The organism is Blautia sp. 1033sp1_1033st1_G9_1033SCRN_220408 (assembly GCF_040929965.1).
In the GTDB taxonomy this organism is placed as follows: Bacteria; Bacillota; Clostridia; order Lachnospirales; family Lachnospiraceae; genus Blautia_A; species Blautia_A ammoniilytica.
Genome location: NZ_JBFKZO010000007.1, coordinates 19,711 through 44,593 on the forward strand (window position 1 = coordinate 19,711; position 24,883 = coordinate 44,593).

General features: G+C 43.0%; 25 protein-coding genes. 4 read left to right on the forward strand and 21 right to left on the reverse strand.

Features of this window, described 5'->3' with window-relative positions:
• Positions 1 to 166 precede the first annotated feature (166 nt).
• Positions 167 to 802 carry a DUF1836 domain-containing protein gene (locus AB5916_RS07115; protein ID WP_158421875.1) on the forward strand — a complete coding sequence of 212 codons (636 nt, stop codon included), beginning with the start codon at positions 167 to 169 and terminating at the stop codon, positions 800 to 802.
• A 72-nt stretch (positions 803 to 874) separates the two neighbouring features.
• Here the strand turns inward: AB5916_RS07115 and AB5916_RS07120 are convergent, their stop codons facing one another.
• The 9 genes from AB5916_RS07120 to AB5916_RS07160 all read right to left on the reverse strand — a co-directional run bounded on the left by AB5916_RS07120 (position 875) and on the right by AB5916_RS07160 (position 11,633).
• Positions 875 to 1,177 carry a YerC/YecD family TrpR-related protein gene (locus AB5916_RS07120; protein ID WP_158421874.1) on the reverse strand — a complete coding sequence of 101 codons (303 nt, stop codon included), beginning with the start codon at positions 1,175 to 1,177 and terminating at the stop codon, positions 875 to 877.
• 160 nt (positions 1,178 to 1,337) lie between these two features.
• Positions 1,338 to 2,054 (reverse strand): phosphatase, encoded by a 717-nt coding sequence (locus AB5916_RS07125; protein WP_368189969.1) that lies wholly within the window; start codon positions 2,052 to 2,054, stop codon positions 1,338 to 1,340.
• A 159-nt stretch (positions 2,055 to 2,213) separates the two neighbouring features.
• Positions 2,214 to 3,398, reverse strand: coding sequence for a multiple monosaccharide ABC transporter permease (gene mmsB / locus AB5916_RS07130; RefSeq protein WP_158421872.1), 1,185 nt, complete (start codon positions 3,396 to 3,398; stop codon positions 2,214 to 2,216).
• A gap of 2 nt (positions 3,399 to 3,400) precedes the next feature.
• The gene (gene mmsA, locus AB5916_RS07135; RefSeq protein ID WP_158421871.1) at positions 3,401 to 4,939 is read right to left on the reverse strand and encodes a multiple monosaccharide ABC transporter ATP-binding protein; all 1,539 of its coding nucleotides are present in this window, start codon (positions 4,937 to 4,939) and stop codon (positions 3,401 to 3,403) included.
• 139 nt (positions 4,940 to 5,078) lie between these two features.
• Positions 5,079 to 6,107 (reverse strand): multiple monosaccharide ABC transporter substrate-binding protein, encoded by a 1,029-nt coding sequence (chvE, locus tag AB5916_RS07140; RefSeq protein WP_244092953.1) that lies wholly within the window; start codon positions 6,105 to 6,107, stop codon positions 5,079 to 5,081.
• Between the two features lie 222 nt (positions 6,108 to 6,329).
• Positions 6,330 to 7,406, reverse strand: coding sequence for a sugar ABC transporter substrate-binding protein (locus AB5916_RS07145; protein ID WP_368189971.1), 1,077 nt, complete (start codon positions 7,404 to 7,406; stop codon positions 6,330 to 6,332).
• A gap of 69 nt (positions 7,407 to 7,475) precedes the next feature.
• On the reverse strand, positions 7,476 to 9,071 hold the full coding sequence (locus AB5916_RS07150) for a helix-turn-helix domain-containing protein (RefSeq protein ID WP_368189973.1): 1,596 nt from the start codon (positions 9,069 to 9,071) through the stop codon (positions 7,476 to 7,478).
• 33 nt (positions 9,072 to 9,104) lie between these two features.
• Positions 9,105 to 10,601 carry a sensor histidine kinase gene (locus AB5916_RS07155; protein ID WP_368189975.1) on the reverse strand — a complete coding sequence of 499 codons (1,497 nt, stop codon included), beginning with the start codon at positions 10,599 to 10,601 and terminating at the stop codon, positions 9,105 to 9,107.
• A gap of 21 nt (positions 10,602 to 10,622) precedes the next feature.
• A complete protein-coding gene (locus AB5916_RS07160) occupies positions 10,623 to 11,633 on the reverse strand; it encodes a substrate-binding domain-containing protein (protein ID WP_368189976.1) in 1,011 nt (336 codons plus the stop codon).
• A 249-nt stretch (positions 11,634 to 11,882) separates the two neighbouring features.
• Between AB5916_RS07160 and AB5916_RS07165 the strand changes: the two genes are divergently transcribed.
• From AB5916_RS07165 to AB5916_RS07175, 3 genes are read left to right on the forward strand one after another with little or no spacing between them, the layout of a single operon-like run.
• Positions 11,883 to 12,575, forward strand: coding sequence for a YesL family protein (locus tag AB5916_RS07165; RefSeq protein ID WP_158421866.1), 693 nt, complete (start codon positions 11,883 to 11,885; stop codon positions 12,573 to 12,575).
• Positions 12,572 to 13,501, forward strand: a complete 930-nt coding sequence (locus tag AB5916_RS07170) for a TIGR01212 family radical SAM protein (protein WP_368189978.1) — start codon at positions 12,572 to 12,574, stop codon at positions 13,499 to 13,501. Before AB5916_RS07165 ends, AB5916_RS07170 begins: the two co-directional genes overlap by 4 nt.
• A gap of 24 nt (positions 13,502 to 13,525) precedes the next feature.
• The gene (locus AB5916_RS07175) at positions 13,526 to 14,038 is read left to right on the forward strand and encodes a DUF4364 family protein (RefSeq protein WP_368189980.1); all 513 of its coding nucleotides are present in this window, start codon (positions 13,526 to 13,528) and stop codon (positions 14,036 to 14,038) included.
• A 52-nt stretch (positions 14,039 to 14,090) separates the two neighbouring features.
• Here AB5916_RS07175 and AB5916_RS07180 read toward each other — a convergent pair whose 3' ends face one another.
• The 12 genes from AB5916_RS07180 to thiC form a co-directional block, all read right to left on the reverse strand.
• Entirely contained in the window at positions 14,091 to 15,410 is a 1,320-nt protein-coding gene (locus AB5916_RS07180) for a replication-associated recombination protein A (protein ID WP_368189981.1), read from the reverse strand.
• 110 nt (positions 15,411 to 15,520) lie between these two features.
• A complete protein-coding gene (locus tag AB5916_RS07185) occupies positions 15,521 to 16,225 on the reverse strand; it encodes a polysaccharide deacetylase family protein (RefSeq protein WP_368189983.1) in 705 nt (234 codons plus the stop codon).
• 151 nt (positions 16,226 to 16,376) lie between these two features.
• Positions 16,377 to 17,006: an AAA family ATPase gene (locus AB5916_RS07190; protein ID WP_158421862.1), complete on the reverse strand. Its 630-nt coding sequence runs from the start codon at positions 17,004 to 17,006 to the stop codon at positions 16,377 to 16,379.
• Between the two features lie 11 nt (positions 17,007 to 17,017).
• Positions 17,018 to 17,728: an ABC transporter ATP-binding protein gene (locus AB5916_RS07195; protein WP_158421861.1), complete on the reverse strand. Its 711-nt coding sequence runs from the start codon at positions 17,726 to 17,728 to the stop codon at positions 17,018 to 17,020.
• 13 nt (positions 17,729 to 17,741) lie between these two features.
• Positions 17,742 to 18,500 carry an ABC transporter ATP-binding protein gene (locus AB5916_RS07200; RefSeq protein ID WP_173727633.1) on the reverse strand — a complete coding sequence of 253 codons (759 nt, stop codon included), beginning with the start codon at positions 18,498 to 18,500 and terminating at the stop codon, positions 17,742 to 17,744.
• Between the two features lie 2 nt (positions 18,501 to 18,502).
• Positions 18,503 to 19,576: a branched-chain amino acid ABC transporter permease gene (locus tag AB5916_RS07205; RefSeq protein WP_368190100.1), complete on the reverse strand. Its 1,074-nt coding sequence runs from the start codon at positions 19,574 to 19,576 to the stop codon at positions 18,503 to 18,505.
• Positions 19,577 to 19,586: 10 nt separating this feature from the next.
• Positions 19,587 to 20,471 carry a branched-chain amino acid ABC transporter permease gene (locus AB5916_RS07210; protein ID WP_158421858.1) on the reverse strand — a complete coding sequence of 295 codons (885 nt, stop codon included), beginning with the start codon at positions 20,469 to 20,471 and terminating at the stop codon, positions 19,587 to 19,589.
• A 250-nt stretch (positions 20,472 to 20,721) separates the two neighbouring features.
• On the reverse strand, positions 20,722 to 21,885 hold the full coding sequence (locus AB5916_RS07215) for an ABC transporter substrate-binding protein (RefSeq protein WP_368189986.1): 1,164 nt from the start codon (positions 21,883 to 21,885) through the stop codon (positions 20,722 to 20,724).
• Positions 21,886 to 22,131: 246 nt separating this feature from the next.
• A complete protein-coding gene (rplT, locus tag AB5916_RS07220) occupies positions 22,132 to 22,488 on the reverse strand; it encodes a 50S ribosomal protein L20 (protein WP_158421856.1) in 357 nt (118 codons plus the stop codon).
• Between the two features lie 39 nt (positions 22,489 to 22,527).
• A complete protein-coding gene (rpmI, locus tag AB5916_RS07225; protein ID WP_158421855.1) occupies positions 22,528 to 22,725 on the reverse strand; it encodes a 50S ribosomal protein L35 in 198 nt (65 codons plus the stop codon).
• Between the two features lie 60 nt (positions 22,726 to 22,785).
• Positions 22,786 to 23,280, reverse strand: coding sequence for a translation initiation factor IF-3 (infC, locus tag AB5916_RS07230; protein WP_158421854.1), 495 nt, complete (start codon positions 23,278 to 23,280; stop codon positions 22,786 to 22,788).
• 289 nt (positions 23,281 to 23,569) lie between these two features.
• Positions 23,570 to 24,880 carry a phosphomethylpyrimidine synthase ThiC gene (gene thiC / locus AB5916_RS07235; RefSeq protein ID WP_368190101.1) on the reverse strand — a complete coding sequence of 437 codons (1,311 nt, stop codon included), beginning with the start codon at positions 24,878 to 24,880 and terminating at the stop codon, positions 23,570 to 23,572.
• Between the last annotated feature and the right edge of the window lie 3 nt (positions 24,881 to 24,883).

The following is a 24,883-nucleotide window of genomic DNA, read 5'->3' on the forward strand; positions in this document are numbered from 1 at the left end:
CTTAAGTTACCTTAGCATCAAAAAACTACTCTTTGAATTATACATGATATTCCTATTTGCCACAAGTACACCTGAATCAGGACGAAGAAATTATATTGAAAAATCCAAAAAATTATTTACAAGTAGTATTGAAAACTATATAATAAGGATTATGAGGTGATAAAACATGACAATTGATAACAAAGACATTTTAAATAGTATTCTGCAGAATATATCCAGTTTAAGTTATATTAAACCAGAAGATCTTCCCAATATTGATCTTTATATGGATCAGGTAACTACCTTTATGGAGGGGCAACTGGCTTCTACCAAGCGCTATCCTGAGGACAAAGTTCTCACCAAGACCATGATCAACAATTATGCCAAGAACTCTCTTCTACCCTCACCTGAAAAGAAGAAATATTCCAGGGATCATCTTCTTGTGCTTATTTTTATATATTACTTCAAAAATATTCTGTCCATCAATGACATCCAGACCCTTTTTCAGCCTATCACAGAAAAGTATTTTAAAGGTTCTGACGGCAAAGATATGGCTTATATTTATAATGAAGTTTTCGGAATGGAGAAAAACCATATTGAGCAGATGGAGAAGAATCTTCTTCGGGATTTTTCTGTTTCATCCAAGACTTTTCAGGATGCAGATCCCCAGGATCAGGAATTTCTCCGAAAGTTTTCCTTTATATGTGAATTAAGCTTTGACGTATACATCAAAAAAATGATCATCGAAAAGCTGATCGACCAGATGGCTCCTGGTGATACCAAAAAAGAGCGTAAAAAATCTTCCAAAAAAACAGACGGCTGAATCTGACAGCCGTCTGTTTTTGCGTGAAACTTTTCTTGATCATATATGTTGCCATCTGATATATTTCAGTTTTTATTCTTGCTCTTCTTTTGCTTTCATTCTGGCAAATACCATTTCATAACCGTCATTACCATAATTCAATGAACGATTCACACGGCTGATCGTAGCAGTGGAAGCTCCTGTCTTCTCTGAAATGTCCAGGTATGTGCGCTTATCCATCAGCATCTTCGCAACTTCAAATCTCTGTGATAAGGATAAAAGCTCATTGATGGTACACACATCCTCAAAAAATGTGTAGCATTCTTCCTTATCTTTCAAACACAGGATTGCCTCAAAAAGATGGTCAACTGCCTCTGTTCTGATATTTTTTCCCATAGTCTTACTCCTTTACAGCAACTGCAGCTGCATATGTTTTATTTCCATTCATTCCCTTTTCCAATACATTACTGAATGGCATTATCTTTTATTATTTTAACACGCTAAACTGTGATAAGCAAGAGATTTTTCAGTAATTTCCCAGATATTCCTGTCAGGCTTACCTTTCCAAATACTGGCAAAGCAGCTCATAAGAACGATTCAGCACCAATTCCTTTGGAAAATCCATTTCATTCAAAAGTCGTATTGCATACTCAAATCTGCCGATCAGTTCATCAAAATGAGCATCACTGTCTACCACAATAGGTACCTGATACTCCTTGCATAGCTTTAACATTTTACGGTCATTCTCCCATGCATTCTCTCTGCAGCCGGCCGGATCCAGGGAATGATTATTTAACTCCAGAACCTTGCCATAGTCCTTGGCCGCCTGCACCACTGCCTGGTAATCCACAGGAAAACGTCCGTCATCCGGATGACCGATAATATCTACATATGGATTTTTAATCACATTCAGGTAAGCCTGTGTATTCTCCTCCACTGTCCCAGGCTCTGTGCAGGCAATATGAAGGCTTGCGATCACAATATCCATAGAATTAAGCAGCTTATCTGACATGTCCAGGGTTCCCCGGCTATCCATAATATTTACCTCACTTCCAAGAAAAAGCCGGATCCCATACATTTCTCTTGAAACAATCTTCAGATTATCAAAATAGAACCTGTGGCAGGTTCCCGGCAGCTTAGGAGCATGCTCCGTGATCCCCAGTGCTTTCAGTCCTTTATCTGCTGCTGCCCGTGCCATTTCACGAATCGTATTGTAAGCATGTCCACTGGCAATGGTATGTGTGTGCAGATCAGCTTCGAAATTGTATTCCATAATCTTCTCACTCCTCCTGATTTCCTGTCAGTCTTCATAGTATAACACATTTTTTCAGGAAAGCAAAACAAGGATACTGTCCAAAGACAATATCCTGTTCTGCGTCTCGAGAGAATATTATTTTAACAACTAATGCTTGAGAGACCTGTTTCTCTGCCCTTATTTCGCAATAAAGGACTTTCTCTTACTTACTACATCAAAGATAACTGCAGCCAGAAGCACCGCACCTTTTACAACCTTCTGCATATTCTGGTCAGTACCCATGATACTCATGCCCTGGTTGATAATACCCATCAGCACAGCACCTACAATAACTCCAGGTACAGTACCTGTTCCACCGTAAGCAGATGCACCACCGATAAAGCAGGAGCCAATTGCATCCATTTCATAGTTCTGTCCATATGTAGGCTGAGCAGATGTCATACGTGCAACTGTAAGAAGACCTGCAAGACCTGCAAGGAAGCCCATATTTGCATAAGCAATGAAGTAAACTCTGTTTGTATTAATACCGGAAAGCTTAGTTGCTTTCTCATTACCGCCAACTGCATAGAAATGACGTCCAACGGTTGTTTTACTGGTAATATAGCCATAAACAATTACCACCAGAATAACCCATACAAGAGAAGTAGGAACACCTTTGTACTGCGCCAGTTTTATACATACAGCCATGATCACTGCTACGATCAAGATCATTTTTCCGTATACAGCCACAGCACTTCCTGCATCATAACCGTTTTTCTTACGATTCATGTAAGTTCTGATGGTAAGGATCACATAGATCGCACATGCAATAATTCCTACAGCAAGAGCGACTTTATTAAATCCGTCCTCTCCGCCGAGAAAATCCGGAATATAACAGTTTGCACCGCCGCCAAACAGTTTTACGAAAATCTCAGATTTGATAGGCAATGTTTTTCCCTGAAGAACCACGTTGGACAACCCACGGAACATCAGCATTCCTGCCAGTGTAACAATAAAAGGAGGGATTCTTACATAAGCGATCCAGAATGCCTGCCATGCTCCGATGAGTGTACCGATAAGAAGTGCCAGAATAATGGCTACTCCATCTGGAAGGTTCATATTTTCCATAAAAATGCCGCACAGGGCACCTACAAAACATACTACGGATCCAACAGAAAGGTCGATGTTTCCTCCTGTCAGGATACACAGCAGCATACCTGTAGCCAGTACAAATACGTATGCATTTTGTGAGATCAGATTGTTAATATTCTGAGGAAGAAGAATCTTGCCCTGTGTTCCCCATGCGAAAAATATAGTTACAAGCACCAGGACAATGATCATTGTATATTTCTGAAAACCTTCTTTAAACTTTGTCTTATCCATTTTTACTCTCCTTTGCTTGACTGCATAATGCAGGTCATGATCACTTCCTGGGAAGCTTCTTCTGAAGATAATTCTCCTGCAATTCTGCCTTCATTCATTACATAGATCCTGTCTGACATTCCAAGAACTTCAGGAAGCTCAGAGGAAATCATGATCACAGATTTGCCTTCTGCCACAAGACTATTAATGATGCAGTAAATCTCATACTTTGCACCAACATCAATCCCTCGGGTAGGCTCATCCAGGATCAGGATGTCCGGATCTGCAAACATCCATTTTGCAAGAAGCACCTTCTGCTGGTTTCCACCGCTTAGGTTACCCACATTTTGTTCAACTGTAGGACATTTGGTTTTCAGCTTATCCTTATATTCCACTGCTACAGCATACTCTTTGTCCTGGTCAATGACCCCATGATTACTGATACCTGCCAGATTTGCCAGACTGGTATTATTCTTGATGGAATTACTGAGGATCAGACCATCGCCTTTTCTGTCCTCTGTCACATAGGCCAGCTTGTGCTCGATGGCATCCCTGGCACTTTTCAGATGAACTTCTTTTCCGTTAATAAAAAGCTGTCCACTGATATTGGTCCCATAACTTTTTCCGAAAATACTCATGGCAAGCTCTGTTCGTCCTGCTCCCATCAATCCAGAAATACCTACAACCTCGCCTTTACGCACATTCAGGGATACATTGTCCACAACTTTTCGCTCATTATACAGTGGATGGTACACATTCCAGTTCTTAACTTCCATACGCACATCACCGATCTTTACCCCTGGCCGTTTTGGGAAACGGTCAGCGATCTCACGGCCTACCATACCTTTAATGATCCTCTCCTCTGAGAAATCATCCACGCCCTTTGTCAGTGTTTCAATGGTAGAGCCGTCACGGATCACAGTGATCTTATCTGCCACATAGGAAACCTCATTCAGCTTATGTGAAATAATGATGGATGTCAGCCCTTCTTTTTTTAATTTAAGAAGCAGATCCAGAAGTGCCTGGGAATCCGCCTCGTTCAAAGATGAAGTAGGCTCATCCAGAATCAGAAGCTTAGCATTCTTAGCCAGAGCCTTTGCAATCTCTACCAGCTGCTGCTTGCCTACTCCAATGTCTTTGATATAAGTCCTTACAGAATCTGTAAGACCTACCTGTTTTGTATATTTCTCTGCCAGCCGGTATGTCTCATCCCAGTTGATGGCAGCTTTTTTTCCACGCTCATTTCCAAGGAACATATTTTCTCCGATGGTCATATATGGTATCAGAGCCAGTTCCTGATGGATAATTACAATTCCTTTTGCCTCACTGTCTTTAATATCATGGAAATTACAGATTTCTCCGTCATAAATGATATCGCCTTCATAAGAACCATGAGGATAAATTCCCGAAAGAACATTCATCAAAGTCGATTTCCCGGCACCGTTTTCTCCTACCAGCGCATGGATCTCGCCCTGCTCTACCTGTAGATTTACGTTATCTAGCGCTTTCACACCGGGGAATGTTTTGGTGATATTCTTCATTTCCAACAGTATCTTTGCCAAAATTTTTCCCTCCAGACTTTCCCAATTTAATCCAGAAACCAATATTTTTAAAACTGGGGCTGTCGCACAAACAGCCAGAAGACCTTTTATGCGGCAGCCTCAAAATTATTACTTATTATGTCAGTTCATATGAAACTGATTATTTCAACTGATCCTCTGTGTAATATCCGGAATCAACAAGAAGTTCTTTGTAGTTGTCAGCTGTGCATACTACAGGCTCGCAAAGGAATGAAGGAATAACGCCTGTGCCGTTGTCATATGTCTCTGTATCGTTTACAGGAGCCTCGCCACCCTGCATGATAGCATCAACCATTTCAACAACCTTGGAAGCCAGTGTACGTGTATCTTTGAATACGGACATAGCCTGTTTTCCATCAATGATATTCGGCATGTTTGCAATGTCACAGTCCTGACCTGTGATGATCGGATATTCGCCTGTGTAGTTTGCTGCAAGAGCATTCTCTACACCAAGTGCTGTGGAGTCATTGGATGCAAGAACAGCGTCAAGATTTGTGCCATCTGCATAGTAGGAAGAAAGGATATTCTCAAATCTGGACTGTGCAGTTTCTGTTGACCAGTTTGCTGTAGCAACCTCATCCTTTGTCATCTGTCCGGACGGAACAACCAGTTTTCCTTCATCAATGTATGGCTGAAGAACATCCATAGCACCGCCGAAGAAGAAGTTTACATTGTTGTCACCAGGATCACCTGTAACGAACTCAATGTTGTAAGGTCCATCTGTATTGTCCAGATCCAGAGCATCTACCAGGAACTGGCCCTGTGTCTTACCAACAAGATAGTTATCAAATGTTGCATAGTAGGAAATTGCATCTGTGTTCATGATCAGACGGTCATAGGAGATAACCGGGATATTATTTTCTTTTGCCTGAGCAAGAACGGTTCCAAGAGAATCACCTTCGATGGAAGCAACCACAAGGAGCTCATCTCCGTTAGCGATCATATTCTCAACCTGGGAAACCTGTGTGCTGACTTCATTTCCTGCATACTGCAGATCTACCTCATAGCCTTTTGCTTCCAGCTCTTTCTTCATGTTCTCGCCGTCCTGGTTCCATCTCTGAAGATCCTGGGTAGGCATTGCAACACCGATCAGTCCCTTGCTTTCATCAGCGTGTGCAACTGTAGGAACTACTACCAGACCAGCTACCATTGATGCACAAAGAGTTGCAGCAAATAATTTTCTTTTCATTTTGTAAATCCTCCCTTTAATCTCATACCTTCTCGGTACATTCATTTTTGATGATGTTATCTTAGCACGGGCAATACAGGACATAGTTGTCAAAATATCGGATTATTTACGGAAAACAAAAAATGTCCTGCCATAAGCAAGACATTTTTGCTACAAAAAAATCCTATTGACTTTTTATTTCAGTCAGTCCTCCCTGGGAACATTCAGATACACATCTTCTACGGAATGATAGCCACCGTCAATAATGATCTCATCCATATTCCGGCTGGTAACGGAAATAGGCTGAAGCATACAAAATGGAATATCCCCAGAGCCATCATTTATACTGCTGTTAATCCTGGACAGCTTTTCTCCCTTTGCCATACTGACTGCATACCTGGCTGCAACCTTTGCCAGAAGCTCAACTGATTTAAAAGCTGTCATTGTCTGGGTGCCTTCCACGATCCTCTGGCAGGCAGCCAGATCTCCGTCCTGTCCTACCACCTGTACTTTTCCGGCAAGTCTGTGTTCTGCCAGAACACGTACTACCTGAGCTGCTATATCATCATTCCCACACATGATCCCGCTTACATCCGGATATTTTTCCAATGCTTCATCCAGATAATCCACAGCCAGCTCTGCTCTCCATCCTTTACAATGTGCTTCATAAACCACTTCCAGATTGCTGCCTTCCAATTCCTCCATAAAGCCCTGATACACCAGCTTCACATTATTATCTTCTTCAGCTCCCTGAATCATAATGATCTGTCCCCCATCCGGCAGATCACGTTTCAGTTCCTTTCCCATTAAAGTGCCTACTGCTTTGTTATTAAAAGAAACATACAGATCTGAATCTCCATTCAGGATCAGACGGTCATAGCTGATAGTTTTGATCCCTTTTTCCTTTGCCGCATGCATCACATCAGACAAAGCCGCACAGTCTGCAGCCACCACTGCAAGAACATCCACATTTTTATCGATCAGATACTGGATCTGGGAAATCTGTTCCTGCACACTGCCATTTGCATTCTGCACGTTCACAGAAGCTCCCAGCTTTTTAGCTGTGGAAACAAATACATCCCTGTCACGGATCCAACGTTCGATCACAAAGGAATCAAAACTAAACCCTATCTTTACTTCCTGATTATCTTTGTTATTATTTTCTTCTGCCTGCTGCCCACTCCCACTGTCCTGTGTTCTTTCTGAAGTTTTACTTCCACATCCAACTCCAAGAACACATATACACAAAAACAGGCATATTACTTTTTTCCGTTTCTTCATATTGCTTCTCCTACCCTCATCTTCATCTGAGTGTTTTGTTTTGCCGAATCTTTCCCAGATCGTTTAACACTATCCTAATCTTTCTCTGAATTCACTGGGGGTTACCCCTTCATAACGTTTAAAGATCCTGCTGAAATAATTGGGATCACTGTACCCGCACATGCTGCAGATTTCTTTAATACTGTACTTCTGGTTCTTTAGAAGCTGTCTGGCATTTGTCATCCTGATCCTGGTCAGATACTCCACAAAGCCCTCGCCTTGTTCCTGCTTAAATAACTTACTGAAATAATATGGACTGATATCCACCATTCTGGAAACCTCATCAAGAGAAATATCCTTATTATAATTTTCATCAATATAGTTCCTGGCTTTTGCAACTACAGACTCGGATTCCTTTTCCTTTGTAGTTGCCATGCCCTGGCATACGTGGGCTGTTTTCTCCAAAAACCAGTTCCGTAATTCTTCATAGTCCCTGCATCCATGAATCTCTTTCAGGTAGTTCTCCCTGTAGCGAAAACCATACTTCACTCCGCCCTTAAAAAACGCTGTATGCTCAATCCTCATTACCAGCTCCAGCACTTTGATCTCAATGTCTTCCCTGTACTCCTGGTAATGCTCCAGCATCCACTCAAAAAACCGGTTGGCTGTATCCATTGCCCCTGCATAATCCGGTTCCATTGCTCTTTGAAGAAAACGATTTTCCAATTCCAGTGGGTATTCTCCGTCATAATCCTTTACAATGGGAATATCATTAATATGTACCACATGGCTGTCTCCTTCACGCAGTGCACGTAAAGCCTCAGTGTAAGAATCTTTCACATTTTCCCAGGACTTAACTCTGCCAATCCCACCTCTGAACTTACAATCGATCCTGTTTTCCAGACGATGGAGCATATTGCGCATCCGGGTAAGGATCTCCACACGTTCTTCATACTCTACGCTCCCCGTCTGATATGGCACAAGAAGGATGATGCGGTTTCCCATCACAGGCCCTACCAGACAATCCAGAAAGCTTTTGGCGATCTCCCGAAACTCTGTATAGAATTTATTGGCCTTTACACTGGCTCCTACTGCATTGGTAAGCACGCCATTCTCCACACTGTCGCCAAATTCCACTACCACCATAAAAGCATATTCCTGTGTAATATTCAGCAGAACCTGATAATTGCTCTGATATGTATGGAATTCGTCAAGAAGCAGAAGATTGTATATATAACCAGACTCGATCACAGGCACTACGATCTCCAGCTTTTCACGGATCTTTAGGTCATCACTCCGCTTCTTCCTTGTCTCATCCACCAGCTGCATAGCCTTTGTGCAGACTTCCAGGATCTTCTTCTTATTCACAGGCTTCATCAGATATTCCAGAACCCCAAGATTAATGGCTTCCTGTGCATAATGAAATTTGTCATATGCCGAAATAATAATAAAAATAGTGTTCTGGTTAAACTTTCGAACCTCTTTAATAGCCTGGATCCCGTTCAGACCCGGCATCTGAATATCCACAAGCGCAATATCCGGCCGAAAGCTTTCTGCCTGTTCTACCACTGCCCTTCCGGTTTTTGCGCAGGCAATCTCACATTCATCCCCAAAACTGCTGGTAATAATAGTTTTAAGGGATTCCACCATGATCCCTTCATCATCTGCGATTAATATCCTATACATTTTCTTTTCCCTTCCCTGCTTCCATGAAGCGCTTTAGCATCTGGTACTGTCCGGAATCTGTATGATCACTTCAGTTCCCAGATCTTCTCCCTGGCTTTGGACGGACAACAGTCCTTTTTCTCCATAATACAATTCCAGCCTGCTGATCACATTGTTCATACCTACACCTGTGGAATCCCCTGCTTCCTCCTCGCTGGTGATCTCTCCGTTCAATATCTGCCGGATCCGTTCCCTGGAAATACCTTTTCCGTTATCTTTTACACTGATCTGTATATACTCTTCTTTTCGTCTGATACACAGATGGATCCGGCCCTCCCAGTCAATATTCCGGATACCATGATTCACAGCATTTTCCACGATCGGCTGTAAGATCATGCTGGGGATCCTGCAGTCAAGCACAGATTCATCCACATCTGTTGTATAATGAATTTCCCCAGAAAAGCGTACATTCAAAATGTAGATATAGTTCTCCACAGCCTCCACTTCCTCCCGAAGTGTAGCATCTTCACTGCCTTTTTTTACATTGTAGCGAAAAAAATCTGCCATCTTCTCCACAAAAACACTGGTTTTCTCTGCATCCTCCATCATAGCCAGCTGCGCCCCTGCATTCAGGGAGTTGAAAAGAAAATGAGGATTGATCTGTGACTGCAGATACTTTAACTGAGCTTCCTTCAGGTGATTCGTCATAAGAAGTTCCCGCTCCATCATTTTCTGTTCTTTTACCATATTTTCCTTGGTAAGATTCACATATTCTTCCAGACTTGATACCATAGAATTAAAAGTTCTTGTCAGTACACCAACCTCATCTCCTGCATCTGTGGAAGGCATTTTTACATTAAAATTGGCCTGTCCTACCAGCTTTACCGTAGCTGCCAGTCTTGTAAGGGGAGCAGATACACTCTTTACCATCAGATACAGCATCAGCATGCAGATCCCCATAACCATAATAAGAAGCACAGAACTTACGATCTCCAGATACCAAATAGCGCTTTGGAGAGCCTGGTAGCTTGAAGAGTTATTCAGAAACTGCTGTCCATTCAGTTCTCCGATGTAAGTATTCAGATAATGATATACCTGCAGGGCTTCCCCATAAGAGTCCTTATACTTCTCCACATTCCGCCCACGCTTTGCCTGTACTGTCTCTGCCGTATAAGCCAGATAGGTTTCTGACATATTCCGTATATTACGTTCCAGAAGCTTTACCGGATTCTCCATTACCTGTTCATTCAGCTTCTCCAGAAGCTTCCTATAATTCTCCTCATAACGGTAATAATCCTCCAATGTATCTGAAGACTTCACTGTAAGATAATCGTACATGCCGATCTGAACCTTTTCCAGGGACTGGGCAAGCTCTGTAATATCCACATTACTGGCATATACAGCATCCAGTGTCTGCATGGTACGGTTCATCTGCCAATATAGAAGTGTGTTTGTACCAAAAAGAATCACAGCCACAATTATTACCTGTATCAAAACCTTTACTGCAAGGGAAAGATCCTTCCATCTTAGTTTTTTTCTTGTTTTATTCATTACTATTCCCCTGTCCTTAAGCTAGTACATCGTTTCGTCCTTTGTACTGGCAATCACATCCAGATCCACATTATAATAGGCATTTGTTCTGCCTTCTTCCCAATATTCTGTGAGAGCTTCAATACTGTATTTTCCGATCTGCTCCACATTCATGCTAATGGTCACAGGGATCAGTCCTTTCTTAACAGCCTCCATAATACTTCTGGATGTATAATATCCAATGATCTTCACATCTCCTACCATGTTGTAATCGATCATGGCCTGATACGCACATTTGGTCGTCACCTCATCCAGACAAAGCAGGATCTGAGGCGGTCCTTCTGGTGCCTGGAAAATACTGCGAATTTCTTCTTCCGTATCAAACCGACTATAAGACAAAATATTGCGGGTCTGTATTTTGATCCGCTGGTCATTGCCTGCCTTCTTCTCAATGGCACTGTAGATCTGAGCATAAATCTGATTCTGTCCAAGCTCCTGTTCCCGGTTCAAAAGAAGCATCACCCTGGAAGTGGAAGAATCTATCAGCTTTGCCACCTGTTCTCCATATACCTGCCCCAGCTGATAATCATTGATCCCTACAAAGGACTGTCTGGTACTCTTTGTGGCATCATTGGCAATAATCACCACAGGGATTCCCTTTTCCACTGCCTCATCGATCTTTTCCTGCATACCCTTTTCTCCATTGTACTCCAGGATGATCCCGTCTACCTGTGCGGCAATACTCATATCCATATAGTCCATTTTGGTATAATCGCCGCCGTTCTCAGCACTTTTCAGTTCCAGCACTGCGCTGTTAGCCAGTGCTTCTTTTCTTGCATTCTTGTATACGTCCTGCCAGAAGGTTTCATTTCGACTGTCAACGATCATTTCATACTGATATTTATAAATCTGATTCAGTTCTTCTGACATGGCTCCTGCATTTTCCATGATTGTATTATAATAAGAAGAGATAAAAAAAATAAAAAGAATAGCAACCAGTACTGCAGCCACCATCAGACACACCTGTCTGCCTATCCTGTGTCTGTTTTCCATACGCAAAACTCCCCTCATCCACACCTGGCAAACCTTTTTTTCATATTATACCAAAATTCTCCCATTCATCAAAGACATTTTTGACCTAAAACACATCCAATCTTCCAATTGCTTTTTACCCACAGATTCGTTATACTATGATTACAATGCGGAGTACAAAACACGAAACTATCCGTGTAATCATAATTTTTGTGTTTTGACACTGTCAATCATACTATACCATATTGATATTTTAGGAGGTTTGTTTATATGGGACGTTTTTTTGATATGGATAATAGGTTTTTTACTTTTATGAGCAGAGTCAGCGACCTGATCATCCTGAACCTGCTATGCATACTCTGCTGTCTCCCTATTGTCACAGCAGGTGCATCCATTACCGCTATGTTCTACGTTACCCTGAAGATGGTACGCAATGAAGAAGCCTACATTGCCAAAAGTTTCTTCAAGTCATTCAAACAGAATTTAAAACAGTCTATTATCATCAACCTGATCATGCTGGTAACAGGCGCACTTCTGTATTTTGACCTGACCATTGCAAAAAGCATGAGCGGCCTTCCTGGTAAGGCACTTTCTGTAATCTTCATGATGATCCTGCTGCTTTACGTAATGGTATTTATTTATATTTACCCAGTACTTGCCAAGTTTTACAACACCACTAAGAATACCTTTATCAACGCATTCCTGATGGCGATCCGTCATCTTCCATATACTCTTTTGATGCTTCTAATCACAGCACTGCCGGTTGCCATCCTGTATATTCCTACATTTAAGGTTCAATCCCTGGTGCTTATGCTTTTTGTTCTTATTGGTTTTGCCACTATTGCTTATATCAATTCACACTTTTTTGTGAAGATTTTTGATAACTATATTCCAAAGGAAAACACACTGGCAGAGGAAGGCCAACAGGAACAGGGAAATGACTCCCAGGTATCCGGTTCATGACCAGTTGGAACGGTAAGCCTTATCATTCCCTTGACTATATGCTTCGGCAGATGTTCGGAGAAAAGATATACAAGGTTACACTGAATGGCGGCATGACCTGTCCCAACCGTGACGGTAAGATTGGGGAAAGAGGCTGTATTTTCTGCAGTGCAGGAGGCAGTGGTGATTTTGCTGCCAGTGCTTCCCTTTCCATTACGGAGCAGATCCGGCAACAGATCCAGATGTTGTCTGACAAACGCCCGATTCATAAATACATTGCCTATTTTCAGGCTTACACCAATACCTATGCTCCTGTAGAATATTTGGAGAGAATATTCACCGAAGCCATCCAAAACCCGGATATCTGTGCCATATCCATCGGCACCAGACCGGACTGTCTGGAAGAGCCTGTGATTCGGCTGCTTTCCAGGCTGAATCAGATCAAGCCTGTGTGGGTAGAACTTGGTCTTCAGACCATCCACGAGCACACTGCCAGATATATCCGCAGAGGTTATCCTCTTTCCTGTTTTGACCAGGCCATGCAAAGCCTTCATCAGGCAGGCCTGGATGTGATCGTACATACCATTCTGGGACTTCCGGGGGAGACCTCCAGGGATGTGCTTGACACCATGAAGTACCTGAACGCTTGTCAGATCCAGGGGATCAAGCTTCAGCTTCTCCATGTACTTTCCGGTACAGATTTGGCTGCTGATTACCAGGCTGGGAAGTTTTCCGTACTGGACCGTGAAGAATACATTGATCTGGTGATCCGCTGTCTGGAACATCTGGATCCTTCCATAGTGATTCACAGGGTAACAGGAGATGGTCCCAAAGATCTGCTGATTGCTCCTTTGTGGGCTTCCAGGAAACGGGAAGTGCTGAATCTTCTCCATCACCAGATGAAAGAGCAGGGCAGCTATCAGGGCAAAGCCTTTACCCAAGTATAAATACAATTTTAGGAGGTTGATCGTATGGAAACACCATTTACAGTATATAAGCTTATTATTTTGTACATGCTGTCCCATTCAGACACGGAACTTACCAATTCTCAGCTTTCTGAATTTATCCTTGACCGGGATTATACCAATTATTTTCATCTTCAGCAGGCTATCTCCGAGCTTGTGGAGGCAGGACTGGTCTACAAGCGGGTAAAGTCCAATTCCTCTTATTACCAGATCACCTCTGATGGTGCAAGCACCCTTTCTTTTTTTGAATCTGACCTTTCACCTGAGATTCGTAAAGATGTATCCGAATTTCTAAAAACAGCCGGTTATGAAGTACAGAATTCCATTGTTACCCCTGCTGATTATTATATCACATCCCAGGGAAACTACTCTGTACGCTGTCAGCTTCTTGAGAAAAACGTATCCCTGATCGACCTGAATATTTCCGTTCCCACACTGGAAGCTGCGGAAGCGGTATGTAAGGCCTGGCCTTTAAAATATCAGAAAATCTATGATAAATTAATGGAGGAGCTGTTATAAGCCCCTCCACTTTTATATCTGTTTCTCTATACTCCGGCAGAATATGGTCTTCTTAAGCCTGCTCCCGGATCTTCTCCATATGTTCTTTCAGTTTTTTCTCATATCCCATATCACTTAATTCATAAAAAGTTTCCCCAAGGATCTCAGAAGGCAGATACTGCTGCTCCACATAATGATTGGGAAAATCGTGTGCATACTTATAGCCGATGCCATGGCCAAGCTTCTCATGACCGCCATAATGGGCATCCTGCAAATGGGCAGGCACTGTTGTGCGCTTATGTTTTACAGAATCCATAGCTGCAAAAATTGCATTCACTGCTGAATTACTTTTGGGGGCGCATGCCATGTAAGCTGCTGCCTGGGCCAGAATGATCTGTGACTCCGGCATGCCTACACGCTCCACAGCCTGGGCTGCTGCCACAGCTACCTGAATCGCCTGGGGATCTGCATTTCCAATATCCTCCGAAGCCAGGATCATAATCCTTCTTGCAATAAATTTCACATCTTCTCCTGCATACAGCATTTTTGCAAGATAATAAACGGCAGCATCTGGATCTGATCCCCGCATACTTTTAATGAAAGCAGAAATAATATCATAATGATTATCCCCGTCCTTGTCATAACGTACCACCCGCTTCTGGATGCACTCAGAAGCCACTTCAAGAGTAATATGGATCTTCCCATCCTCTCCCCTTGGTGTAGTAAGGATCCCCAATTCAATGGCGTTCAATGCACTTCTTGCATCTCCCCCTGCCATATCAGCCAGGAAATCCAGGGCATCCTCATCGATCATAGCCTGGTAGCTGCCCATTCCTCTTTCTGTATCCTGGACAGCCCTTAGGATCAGTTCCTTGATCTCCGGTATTTCCAAGGCCTTCAGTTCAAATACAATAGATCTGGATAAAAGAGCACCGTTCACCTCAAAATAGGGATTCTCTGTAGTGGCACCGATCAGAATGACTGTTCCATCCTCCACAAAAGGAAGCAGATAGTCCTGCTGACTTTTGTTAAAACGATGAATCTCGTCAATGAACAGGATCGTTTTCTTACCGTACATACCAAGAGTATCCTGTGCCTGCTTGACAACCTCTTCCATATCTTTCTTCCCTGCCACTGTGGCATTGATCTGTGTAAAGTTGGCACTTGTAGTATTGGCAATCACCTTTGCTAACGTGGTTTTACCTGTTCCCGGCGGTCCGTAGAATATAACTGAAGTCAGCTTGTCAGCCTTGATTGCCCGGTAAAGCAGCTTGTCCTTACCCACAATATGCTGCTGCCCCACCACCTCATCCAGAGTCCTTGGGCGAAGTCTAGACGCAAGCGGGGACTCTCTTTCCATTGTTTTTGATTTCGCATATTCAAATAAATCCATATATCTGTAACTCCCATCTGAAGAACTATGTCCTTGTTGTTCACATTTCATCTGCCTCATGATTGGAATTATAACAGAAAAATTAGTAAAAGTACATATGTTCCCAGTTTTTACATGATCAGCAGCTGATCCACAGTCACAAATTCATAGCCTCGCTCCAGCAGTTCATCCATGATCTGCACGGCTGCATCCACAGAAGTCTGGTAGCCGTCATGCATCAGGATGATTGAGCCGTCTTTTACCTGAGATCGTACCAGTCTCATAATGCAATCCACATTTTTACTTTTCCAGTCCAATGTGTCCACATCCCAAAGAACCGGGAACATAGTCACCAAAAGGTCAAAATTTTTCGGCCAGGCTCCAAAGGGAGGACGTACATACTGAGGATACACTCCAGTGATCTTGTATATCTCATTACTGGTTCTTTCTACCTCAGTTCTAGCCTGGGCAACAGGGATTTTATCCAGTTCTACATGATTATAAGTATGGTTTCCCAACAGATGTCCTTCCTTTTGCATCTGTTGCACCAGCTTTTCATTTCCCGGGATGTTTTTACCCATAAGAAAAAAAGAGGCATGGATTCCTCTTTTTCCTAATTCATTTAATAGAGCCGGTGTATACTTTTTGTTTGGACCGTCGTCAAAGGTAAGGGCAACTTTTGGCTTCTCTATCTGTATCACCTGGATGATCTGCCTTTTTTCCCGATTGAAAGCTCCAGCCCCCACTCCTACTGCTGCCAGGAACAGACTCCATGTAAGTGCAGCTGCTATCGTTCTGATCTTTTTGATCCAGTTCTTCCCCATTTTGAAATCCACTCCGCCTTTTCCTATACTATATGCAGATTTCCTCTGAATAGACTATTGGAAACACCGGTATATCTTCTCACAGCTGATATAAAACGACAGCGGGAACCCTGAAGTCCCCGCTGCCTGCATACCTTATTATTGTAATTTTGTGCTCACAGATTTAGTTAAGCTTCTCCCGAAGAAGTGCCAGCCTGTGTTCGATTTCCTCTACGCACTTATCGTAGCCAAGCTTGCTGCTGTCAAGACACAGATCGTAATTAGTAGCATCTGTCCACTCTTTGCCTGTAAATCTGCGGCAATATTCAAACTTGCGTTTATCATCCTTCTGAAGGAATTTCTCAATCTCCCTTGGTGTTTTGCTCAGCTTCTCTGCTGCCTTCTCCATACGGAATTCCCAGGATGCATGAATAAACACACTTAAAACATTGGGATAATCCTTCAGCACATAATTGGAACAACGTCCAATGATCACACAGGACTCCGTCTCTGCCAGATGACGGATCGTTTTGGCCTGATAATTAAAAAGATTCTCATCGGATGTAAATTCTTTGCTGTGTGGTGGGATCAGATCTCCTGTATAAATGCTTTCTTTTTTGAAAAGAGGCGGCTTGGCACTACTGTACTCATCCACTCTTCCAAAAAGTGTTTCATGGATCCCACTGTCATCAGAAGCCATACGGATAATGTCCTTATCATAATAGGAAATCCCCAGCTTCTTGGAAAGCATTTCGCCTACTGTACGGCCGCCACTGCCATACTGTCTTGCAATGGTAATCACATAATTACTCATGTCGTCCCTCCTTATTCTCCCAGATATGCCTTCTGCACAGCCTTATCATTAAGCAGATCACTGGCTTTGCCGCTCATGCTGATTCTTCCGGTTTCCAGCACGTATGCACGGTCTGCAATGGTAAGAGCCTTCTTAGCATTCTGTTCTACAAGAAGAACGGTTGTACCGCTCTCACTTACTACACGTATAATATCGAAGATCTCATTAACAAATATAGGAGAAAGACCCATAGAGGGCTCATCCATAACGATCAGCTTTGGTTTGCTCATCAGTGCACGACCCATGGCAAGCATCTGCTGCTCACCACCTGATAAGGTACCTGCTCTTTGCCCTTTACGCTCTTCCAGTCTGGGGAAGCGCTTATAAATACCGGCAAGGCTTTCCTGGATCTCAGCCTTATCCTTTCTTGTGTAAGCTCCCATGATCAGATTCTCATAAACACTCAGATCAGAAAACACCCTTCGCCCTTCCGGTACATGGGCAATTCCAAGTTCCACGATCTTATGGGCTGGAATCTTTGTAATATCCTTGCCCTCAAAAGTGATGGATCCTTCTTTTGCGCTAAGAAGACCTGTCAATGTCTGAAGGGTGGTGGTTTTTCCTGCGCCATTGGCGCCGATCAGTGCAATAACCTCTCCCTGGTTTACTTCAAAGGAAATCCCCTTCAATGCATGGATCACACCATAATATACGTGCAAATCTTTTACTTCTAACATTGCCATTTTCGTTTCCTCCTTACTCTCCCAGATATGCTGTGATAACGGCCGGGTCTTTCAGCACCTGTGCTGTCTTGCCCTGGCAAAGGACCTGACCAAAGTTCAGAACAGTCAGTTCCTCACAGATACCGCCTACCAGCTTCATATCATGCTCGATCAGCAGGATCGTCATATTGAAATGGTCACGTACAAAACGGATCATATCCATCAGTTCCTGAGTCTCATTAGGGTTCATACCTGCTGCAGGCTCATCCAGAAGCAGCAGCTTGGGTTCTGTAGCAAGTGCTCTGGCAATCTCCAGCTTACGCTGTTCACCGTAAGGCAGGTTGCTTGCAAGATAATCTGCAAAAGCATCAAGGCCGAACACTTTCAGAAGCTCCATAGCTTTTTCATTCATCTGCTTCTCAACTTTAAAATATTTTGGAAGTCTGAATACACCTGTAAAGGTAGAATACTTATAATTGTTGTGCAGACCTGCTTTTACATTGTCCAGCACTGTCATATCCTTAAACAGACGGATATTCTGGAAAGTTCTTGCAACACCTGCTTTATTGATCTCTATAGGATTTTTACCTGTAATATCAACACCGTCCAGCTTGATGATCCCCTCAGTAGGCTTATATACACCGGTAAGAAGATTGAATACAGTTGTTTTTCCTGCTCCGTTAGGTCCGATCAGGCCGTATAATTCCCCCTGGTTGATCTGAATATTAAAATTATCAACTGCATGAAGGCCGCCAAACTGAATGGACAGGTTTTTTACCTCTAAAATAGCCATGATCAAGCCGCCTCCTTTTCTTTTCCATGTTTTTTAAATTTATCAGCTACTCTGCTTCTGAAATCCCTTGCTGCAGGAGCCCAGTTAAACAGCATCATAACGATCATAATAATTGCATAGATCAGCATACGGTATGTGGAGAATCCACGAAGCAGCTCCGGAAGGGCATACAGGATAATAGTAGCAATGATGGAACCACGAAGATTACCAATACCGCCAAGGATCACGTAAACCAGGAATGTAATAGACAGGTTATAGTCAAAAACGGAAACCTTCAGCATGGAAAGGTTATGTGCATAAAGCACACCTGCCACACCTGCAATCGCTGCTGAAATGGTAAAAGCAAGCAATTTGTTCTTGGTTACATTGATGCCAATGGATTCTGCAGCAATACGATTATCCCTGGTAGCCGTAATGGCACGTCCGCTTCTGGAATTTACCAGGTTCTGTACAACAAACAGAGACACCAGTACCAGAATCACACCGATCAGGAAAAAGTAATCTTTAATGTCTTTATAAAGTGTAGCTGTCTTGGAAATACCAAGCGCCCCCTTAATGATCTGCTTTCCGCCCGGCTCCAGCTGAAGCGCACCGGAGCTTGTAGCAACATGAAGGCCTTTGCTGTCCACACCCACATACAAAATATTGATCAGATTCTTAATGATCTCGCCAAAAGCAAGTGTTACGATAGCAAGATAGTCCCCCCGAAGACGAAGTACCGGAATGCCGATCAGGAAACCAAGGAGTGCAGCTACTGCTGCCCCGATGAGAATCGCAATGATCAGTCTTGGTACAGAGGGGATCGCATCGCTTGCAACATGAGAAAATACTGCACTTGCATATGCGCCCACGCACATAAAGCCTGCATGTCCAAGGCTCAATTCACCAGAATAACCTACAACCAGGTTCAGGGAAATGGCTGCAATTACATATACACAGATTGGAACAAGAAGACCTGTCAGAAGCCTGGACAGATTTCCTGTGGAAGAAAGCGTCTGTGCAACAGCAAAGATCACAAGCACCATGCCATATGTAATAAAATTGTTTTTTGATGTTTTGTTCATACCTTTCTTCATCTTGTCCACCTCACACTTTCTCCTGGATATTCTTACCGAATAATCCTGCCGGTTTTACAAGGAGTACAATAATCAGGACTCCAAACACAATAGCGTCTGCAACCTGAGAAGAAATATATGCTTTACTGAAGATCTCAATCACACCAAGGAGAAGTCCGCCGATCATCGCACCTGGAATGGATCCTATGCCTCCAAATACAGCAGCTACAAAAGCCTTGATACCAGGCATAGCACCTGTGTAAGGAGAAAGAGTTGGGTATGCAGAGCACATGAAAAGACCTGCAATCGCAGCCAGCCCAGAACCAATAGCAAAAGTAAGGGAGATGGTTGCATTTACATTAACACCCATCAGCTGTGCAGCATCCCGATCCTCGGAAACTGCCTGCATGGCACGTCCAGGCTTCGTCTTCTTAACAAAAAGCTGTAATCCAACCATGATCACAATGCATGCAACAATGGTCAGGATCGTCATCCCCTTGATCACCAGTTCTCCACCAAACAAAGACAGAGACGGAAGATCGATCACTGTAACAAAGCTCTTCGCATCAGCACCAAAAACCAAAAGGGCCAGGTTCTGCAGAAGATAGCTGACACCAATGGCAGTAATCAGAACTGCCAGATTAGATGATGCTTTACGGAGAGGACGATATGCAACTGCCTCGATCACAACACCCATCAATGTACAGATCACAACAGATAAAAGAATTGCCACTGCAGGTGACAGTCCGGCTTTTGTGATAGCGGTAAGGATCACAAAAGCACCAACCATGATTACATCGCCATGGGCAAAATTCAGCATCTTTGCAATTCCATACACCATAGTATAACCAAGTGCGATCATTGCGTAGATACTTCCAAGGTTTATCCCGTCTTTTAAATATACCAAAAAACTCATAACCCACCTCGTAATATGAATGATTTGTATTTTATGAGCGTGCTTGAAAATTCATTCCCGAATGTAAATAGTCTAAAGTCTTAGTCTTTTCGGAAGTAAATTTTCAGACACGCTCCAGGTCACTTTAAAGAAAATCACCAGGATCTTCTTAAACAAGAGGGAGACGGCAATCATCTTAACCGTCTCCCCGTTTGCTTAACGGCCATTCCCTGTATATCCAGGAAAATGTCCCTGTATTTTGTTCAAAGGATTATTCATCCATGGATGCGTAAACACCATCTTTGATCACATATGCTTTTGGTGCTTTATCGCATTCGCCATCCTCTGTCCATTTTGCTTCTCCTGTAAGACCATCAATTGTGATGTTCAGCATGGACTCAGACATTGCTGCACTGATATCCTCATTGGACATATCCGGTGTGATACTTGCATCATCTGCTGCTGCCTTCATAGCATAGATCACATCATATGCATCAGCTGCGAACTGGTTCGGAACCTCACCGTTATTAGCATCACCATATGCTTTTACAAAGTTCTTGGTAGCCTCATCCTCACCTGTAGCAGCGAAAGGTGTCAGAAGCATAACGCCCTCTGCAAGGGATGTATCAAAGTTCTCAACATTCAGGATACCGTCCATACCGTCAACTCCGAAGAATTTGATATCAAGACCGATATCGCTTGCCTGCTGAAGAATCAGTGCATTGTCAGAGTAATAATTAGGAAGGAACAGAAGCTCTGCACCGCTCTTCTTAATGCTCTGAAGCTGTGCTGAGAAGTCCTGATTACTATCTGTGGTGTATTTCTGATCATCTACAAGCTCAAGACCGTATTCATCACAAGCTTCAACAAATGCATCGTGAACACCTACATTGTAATCTGCTGCTGAATCATACAGTGTAGCTACCTTTGTAGCAAGACCTTTCTCAGAAATGTACTCTGCTGATTTGGTACCCTGCATAGGATCGGTAAAGCACATACGGAATTCATTGTCGCCTCCCTCAATACTCTCTACTGCTGTAGCAGAAGGTGTAAACAGGAATGTGCTGTCAGCTGCTTCACTGGCAACAGCGATACAAGCACCGGATGTAACTGTTCCGCAAAGCATCTGCATACCCTTGTCAAGAAGATCATCATATGCATGGATGGCTTTATCAGGATCACCCTGATCATCACCTGCGTCCAGGATCTCTACCTTATATCCATTGAATCCACCATTCTCATTGATCTCATCCGCTGCGATCTTAGCTGCGTTGTAAACACCGGTACCATACTGTGCGTAATCACCGGTCATAGGTCCGATCACACCAATCTTAAAAGTCTCCTCGTCATCTGCAAATACAGATACAGGTGCAATGGATGTAACTGCCATCGCTGCAGCTGCTGTGATACTGAGTACTTTTTTCAGATTTCTCATAATAAAATCTCCTCCTTAGATTTTAAGGAAGAAGCCAGCGGGAAAACCGGATCATGTATATCTCATATATAGTCAAAAAGCCCACTGGTCCATCCAGCCGGCTTTGGCTCCCTAATGACTTTTCCTCTTTACTACTTCAATGTAGTAATTATAGCATCACATTATTTTGATTGCAAGTGATATTTTATACAAAAATCAAAAGAATCCAGGGAAATTATTTTCCCTGGATTCCAGAATTGATACTACTTATGCGATTGCAGCTTTTGCAACTTCAGCTAATGCTTTGAAGCCTTCAGCATCATTAACAGCCAGATCTGCAAGCATCTTTCTGTTGATGTCAACATTAGCAACCTTCAGGCCATGCATCATCTTGCTGTAGGATAATCCGTTCATTCTTGCTGCAGCGTTGATACGAGCGATCCACAGACTTCTGAACTGACGTTTTTTCTGTTTTCTTCCTGCATAAGAGCTTGTAAGTGCTCTCATTACAGACTGTTTTGCAATTCTATACTGTTTGGAACGGGCTCCTCTGTAGCCTTTTGCCAGTTTTAATACACGGTTATGTTTCTTCTTTGCGTTTAATCCGCCTTTAATTCTTGCCATCTCTTATTTTCCTCCTGTTCGTCGTCTTCTATCTGTATCTTATAAATATGGTAATGCTTTCTTCATGCTCTTAACATTTGTAGAATCAACAACAGTAGATTTTCTCAGATTTCTTTTTCTCTTCTGAGATTTTTTGGTTAAGATATGACTCTTGTAAGCTTTATTTCTCATTAATTTTCCTGTACCTGTCTTTTTGAAGCGCTTTGCTGCTGCTCTACATGTTTTAATTTTTGGCATTATAGTTTCCTCCTTAATTTTCGTATTATGAACTGCCCTGCGGCATAAATGCTGCTGAATTTATTTTTTCTGAGCTAAGAACATGGTCATGCTTCTGCCTTCCACTTTAGGTGCTTTCTCCACATTAGCCACTTCTTTCAACATATCTGCGAAATCATCAAGCACATGCTTGCTGGCTGACATATGAGCCATCTCTCTTCCGCGAAATCTGAGAGTTACCTTCACCCTATCGCCCTTTGAAAGAAACTTCTTTGCTGCATTGACTTTTGTCATAAGGTCGTTTGTATCGATATTCGGTGAAAGCCGCACTTCTTTAACATCAATCGTTTTCTGTTTTTTCTTGGCTTCTTTTTCTTTTCTAGCAAGTTCGTAACGGTATTTACCGTAATCAATGATCTTGCATACCGGCGGTTTAGCCTGGGGGGCAATCTTTACCAGATCAAGCCCTGCCTCCTGAGCCTTGAACATTGCTTCCTTTGCGGACATAATACCGAGCTGTGCTCCGTCCGGGCCAATCAAGCGTACTTCTCTGTCCCTGATTTGTTCGTTAATCATTAAACTGCTAATTGTAGTGCACCTCCATACCTGATAGATAAATACTAAATCACCCGCCAGCTTCCCAATTTCTCTCCGGGAAACCTTCTGCCTTAAACATGAAAAAAGTGCGGACAGAATCCACACTTCACCTATTACACAAATCACATCTTTAAATATAAGCTGTGCAATATTAACCCAAGTCGCCTGACTGCGCTAAGGTGAGAGTGTAACTCTGCTTTGTTTTCTCACGTACTCAGACAGAATACCATGTTTTCCCTTAGAAGTCAAGGACTTTTTAATAATTATTTTATAATATATCAATATACTCCCCTGCCAGGGCCTTATTCATGCTGCGGACTGCACAGAATTTACCGCACATACTGCAGGTATCACTGTGGTCATCTTCCGGCTTACGACTGTCACGGATCTGCCTTGCAGTCTCAGGATCAAGGGCACATGCATACTGAGCTTCCCAATCAAGTTTCTGCCGTGCATCTGCCATACGGTCATCAATATCTCTTGCTCCCGGAATACCCTTGGCAATATCAGCTGCATGGGCTGCAATCTTGGAAGCAATGATCCCCTGCTTAACATCATCCACGTTAGGAAGAGCCAGATGCTCTGCAGGCGTTACGTAGCAAAGGAAAGCAGCTCCGCTCATAGCTGCCACTGCTCCGCCGATAGCTGCAGTAATATGGTCATATCCAGGTGCAATATCTGTTACAAGAGGTCCAAGTACATAAAAAGGAGCGCCCATACAAATGGTCTGCTGTACTTTCATATTGGCTGCCACCTGATCCAGCGGTACATGTCCAGGTCCTTCCACCATAACCTGTACATTATGCGCCCATGCACGCTTGGTCAATTCTCCAAGGCGGACAAGTTCCTCGATCTGACATACGTCGGTTGCATCTGCCAGACATCCTGGACGACAGGCATCCCCAAGGGAAATGGTAACATCATATTCCTCACAGATATCAAGAATTTCATCAAAATACTCATAAAATGGATTCTCTTCTCCTGTCATGCTCATCCATGCAAAAACCAAGCTTCCGCCACGGCTTACAATATTCATTTTTCTTTTGTGATTCCGTATCTGCTCAATAGTTTTCCTGGTAATCCCGCAGTGCAGCGTTACAAAATCCACACCGTCCTGGGCATGAAGCCTTACCACATCAATAAAATCCTTGGCTGTCAAAGTCGCCAGATCCCTTTGGTAATGGATCACGCTGTCATATACAGGAACAGTTCCGATCATAACAGGACATTCCTGAGTCAGTTTCTGACGGAATGGCTGAGTATTACCATGGCTTGACAGATCCATAATTGCCTCTGCCCCCAGCTTTACAGCACTCATTACCTTTTCCATCTCAATATCATAGTCTTTACAGTCGCGGGACACTCCCAGATTGACATTGATCTTTGTGCGGAGCATGCTTCCCACGCCTTCCGGATCAAGACATTTGTGATTCTTATTTGCACAGATCGCAACCTTGCCTTCCCCAACCAGCTTTCTTAATGCATCTGTTGTCATATGTTCCTTTTTTGCCACAATCTCCATTTCTTTTGTGACAATGCCTTTCCTTGCCGCGTCCATCTGTGTGGTATAATTTTTCAATCT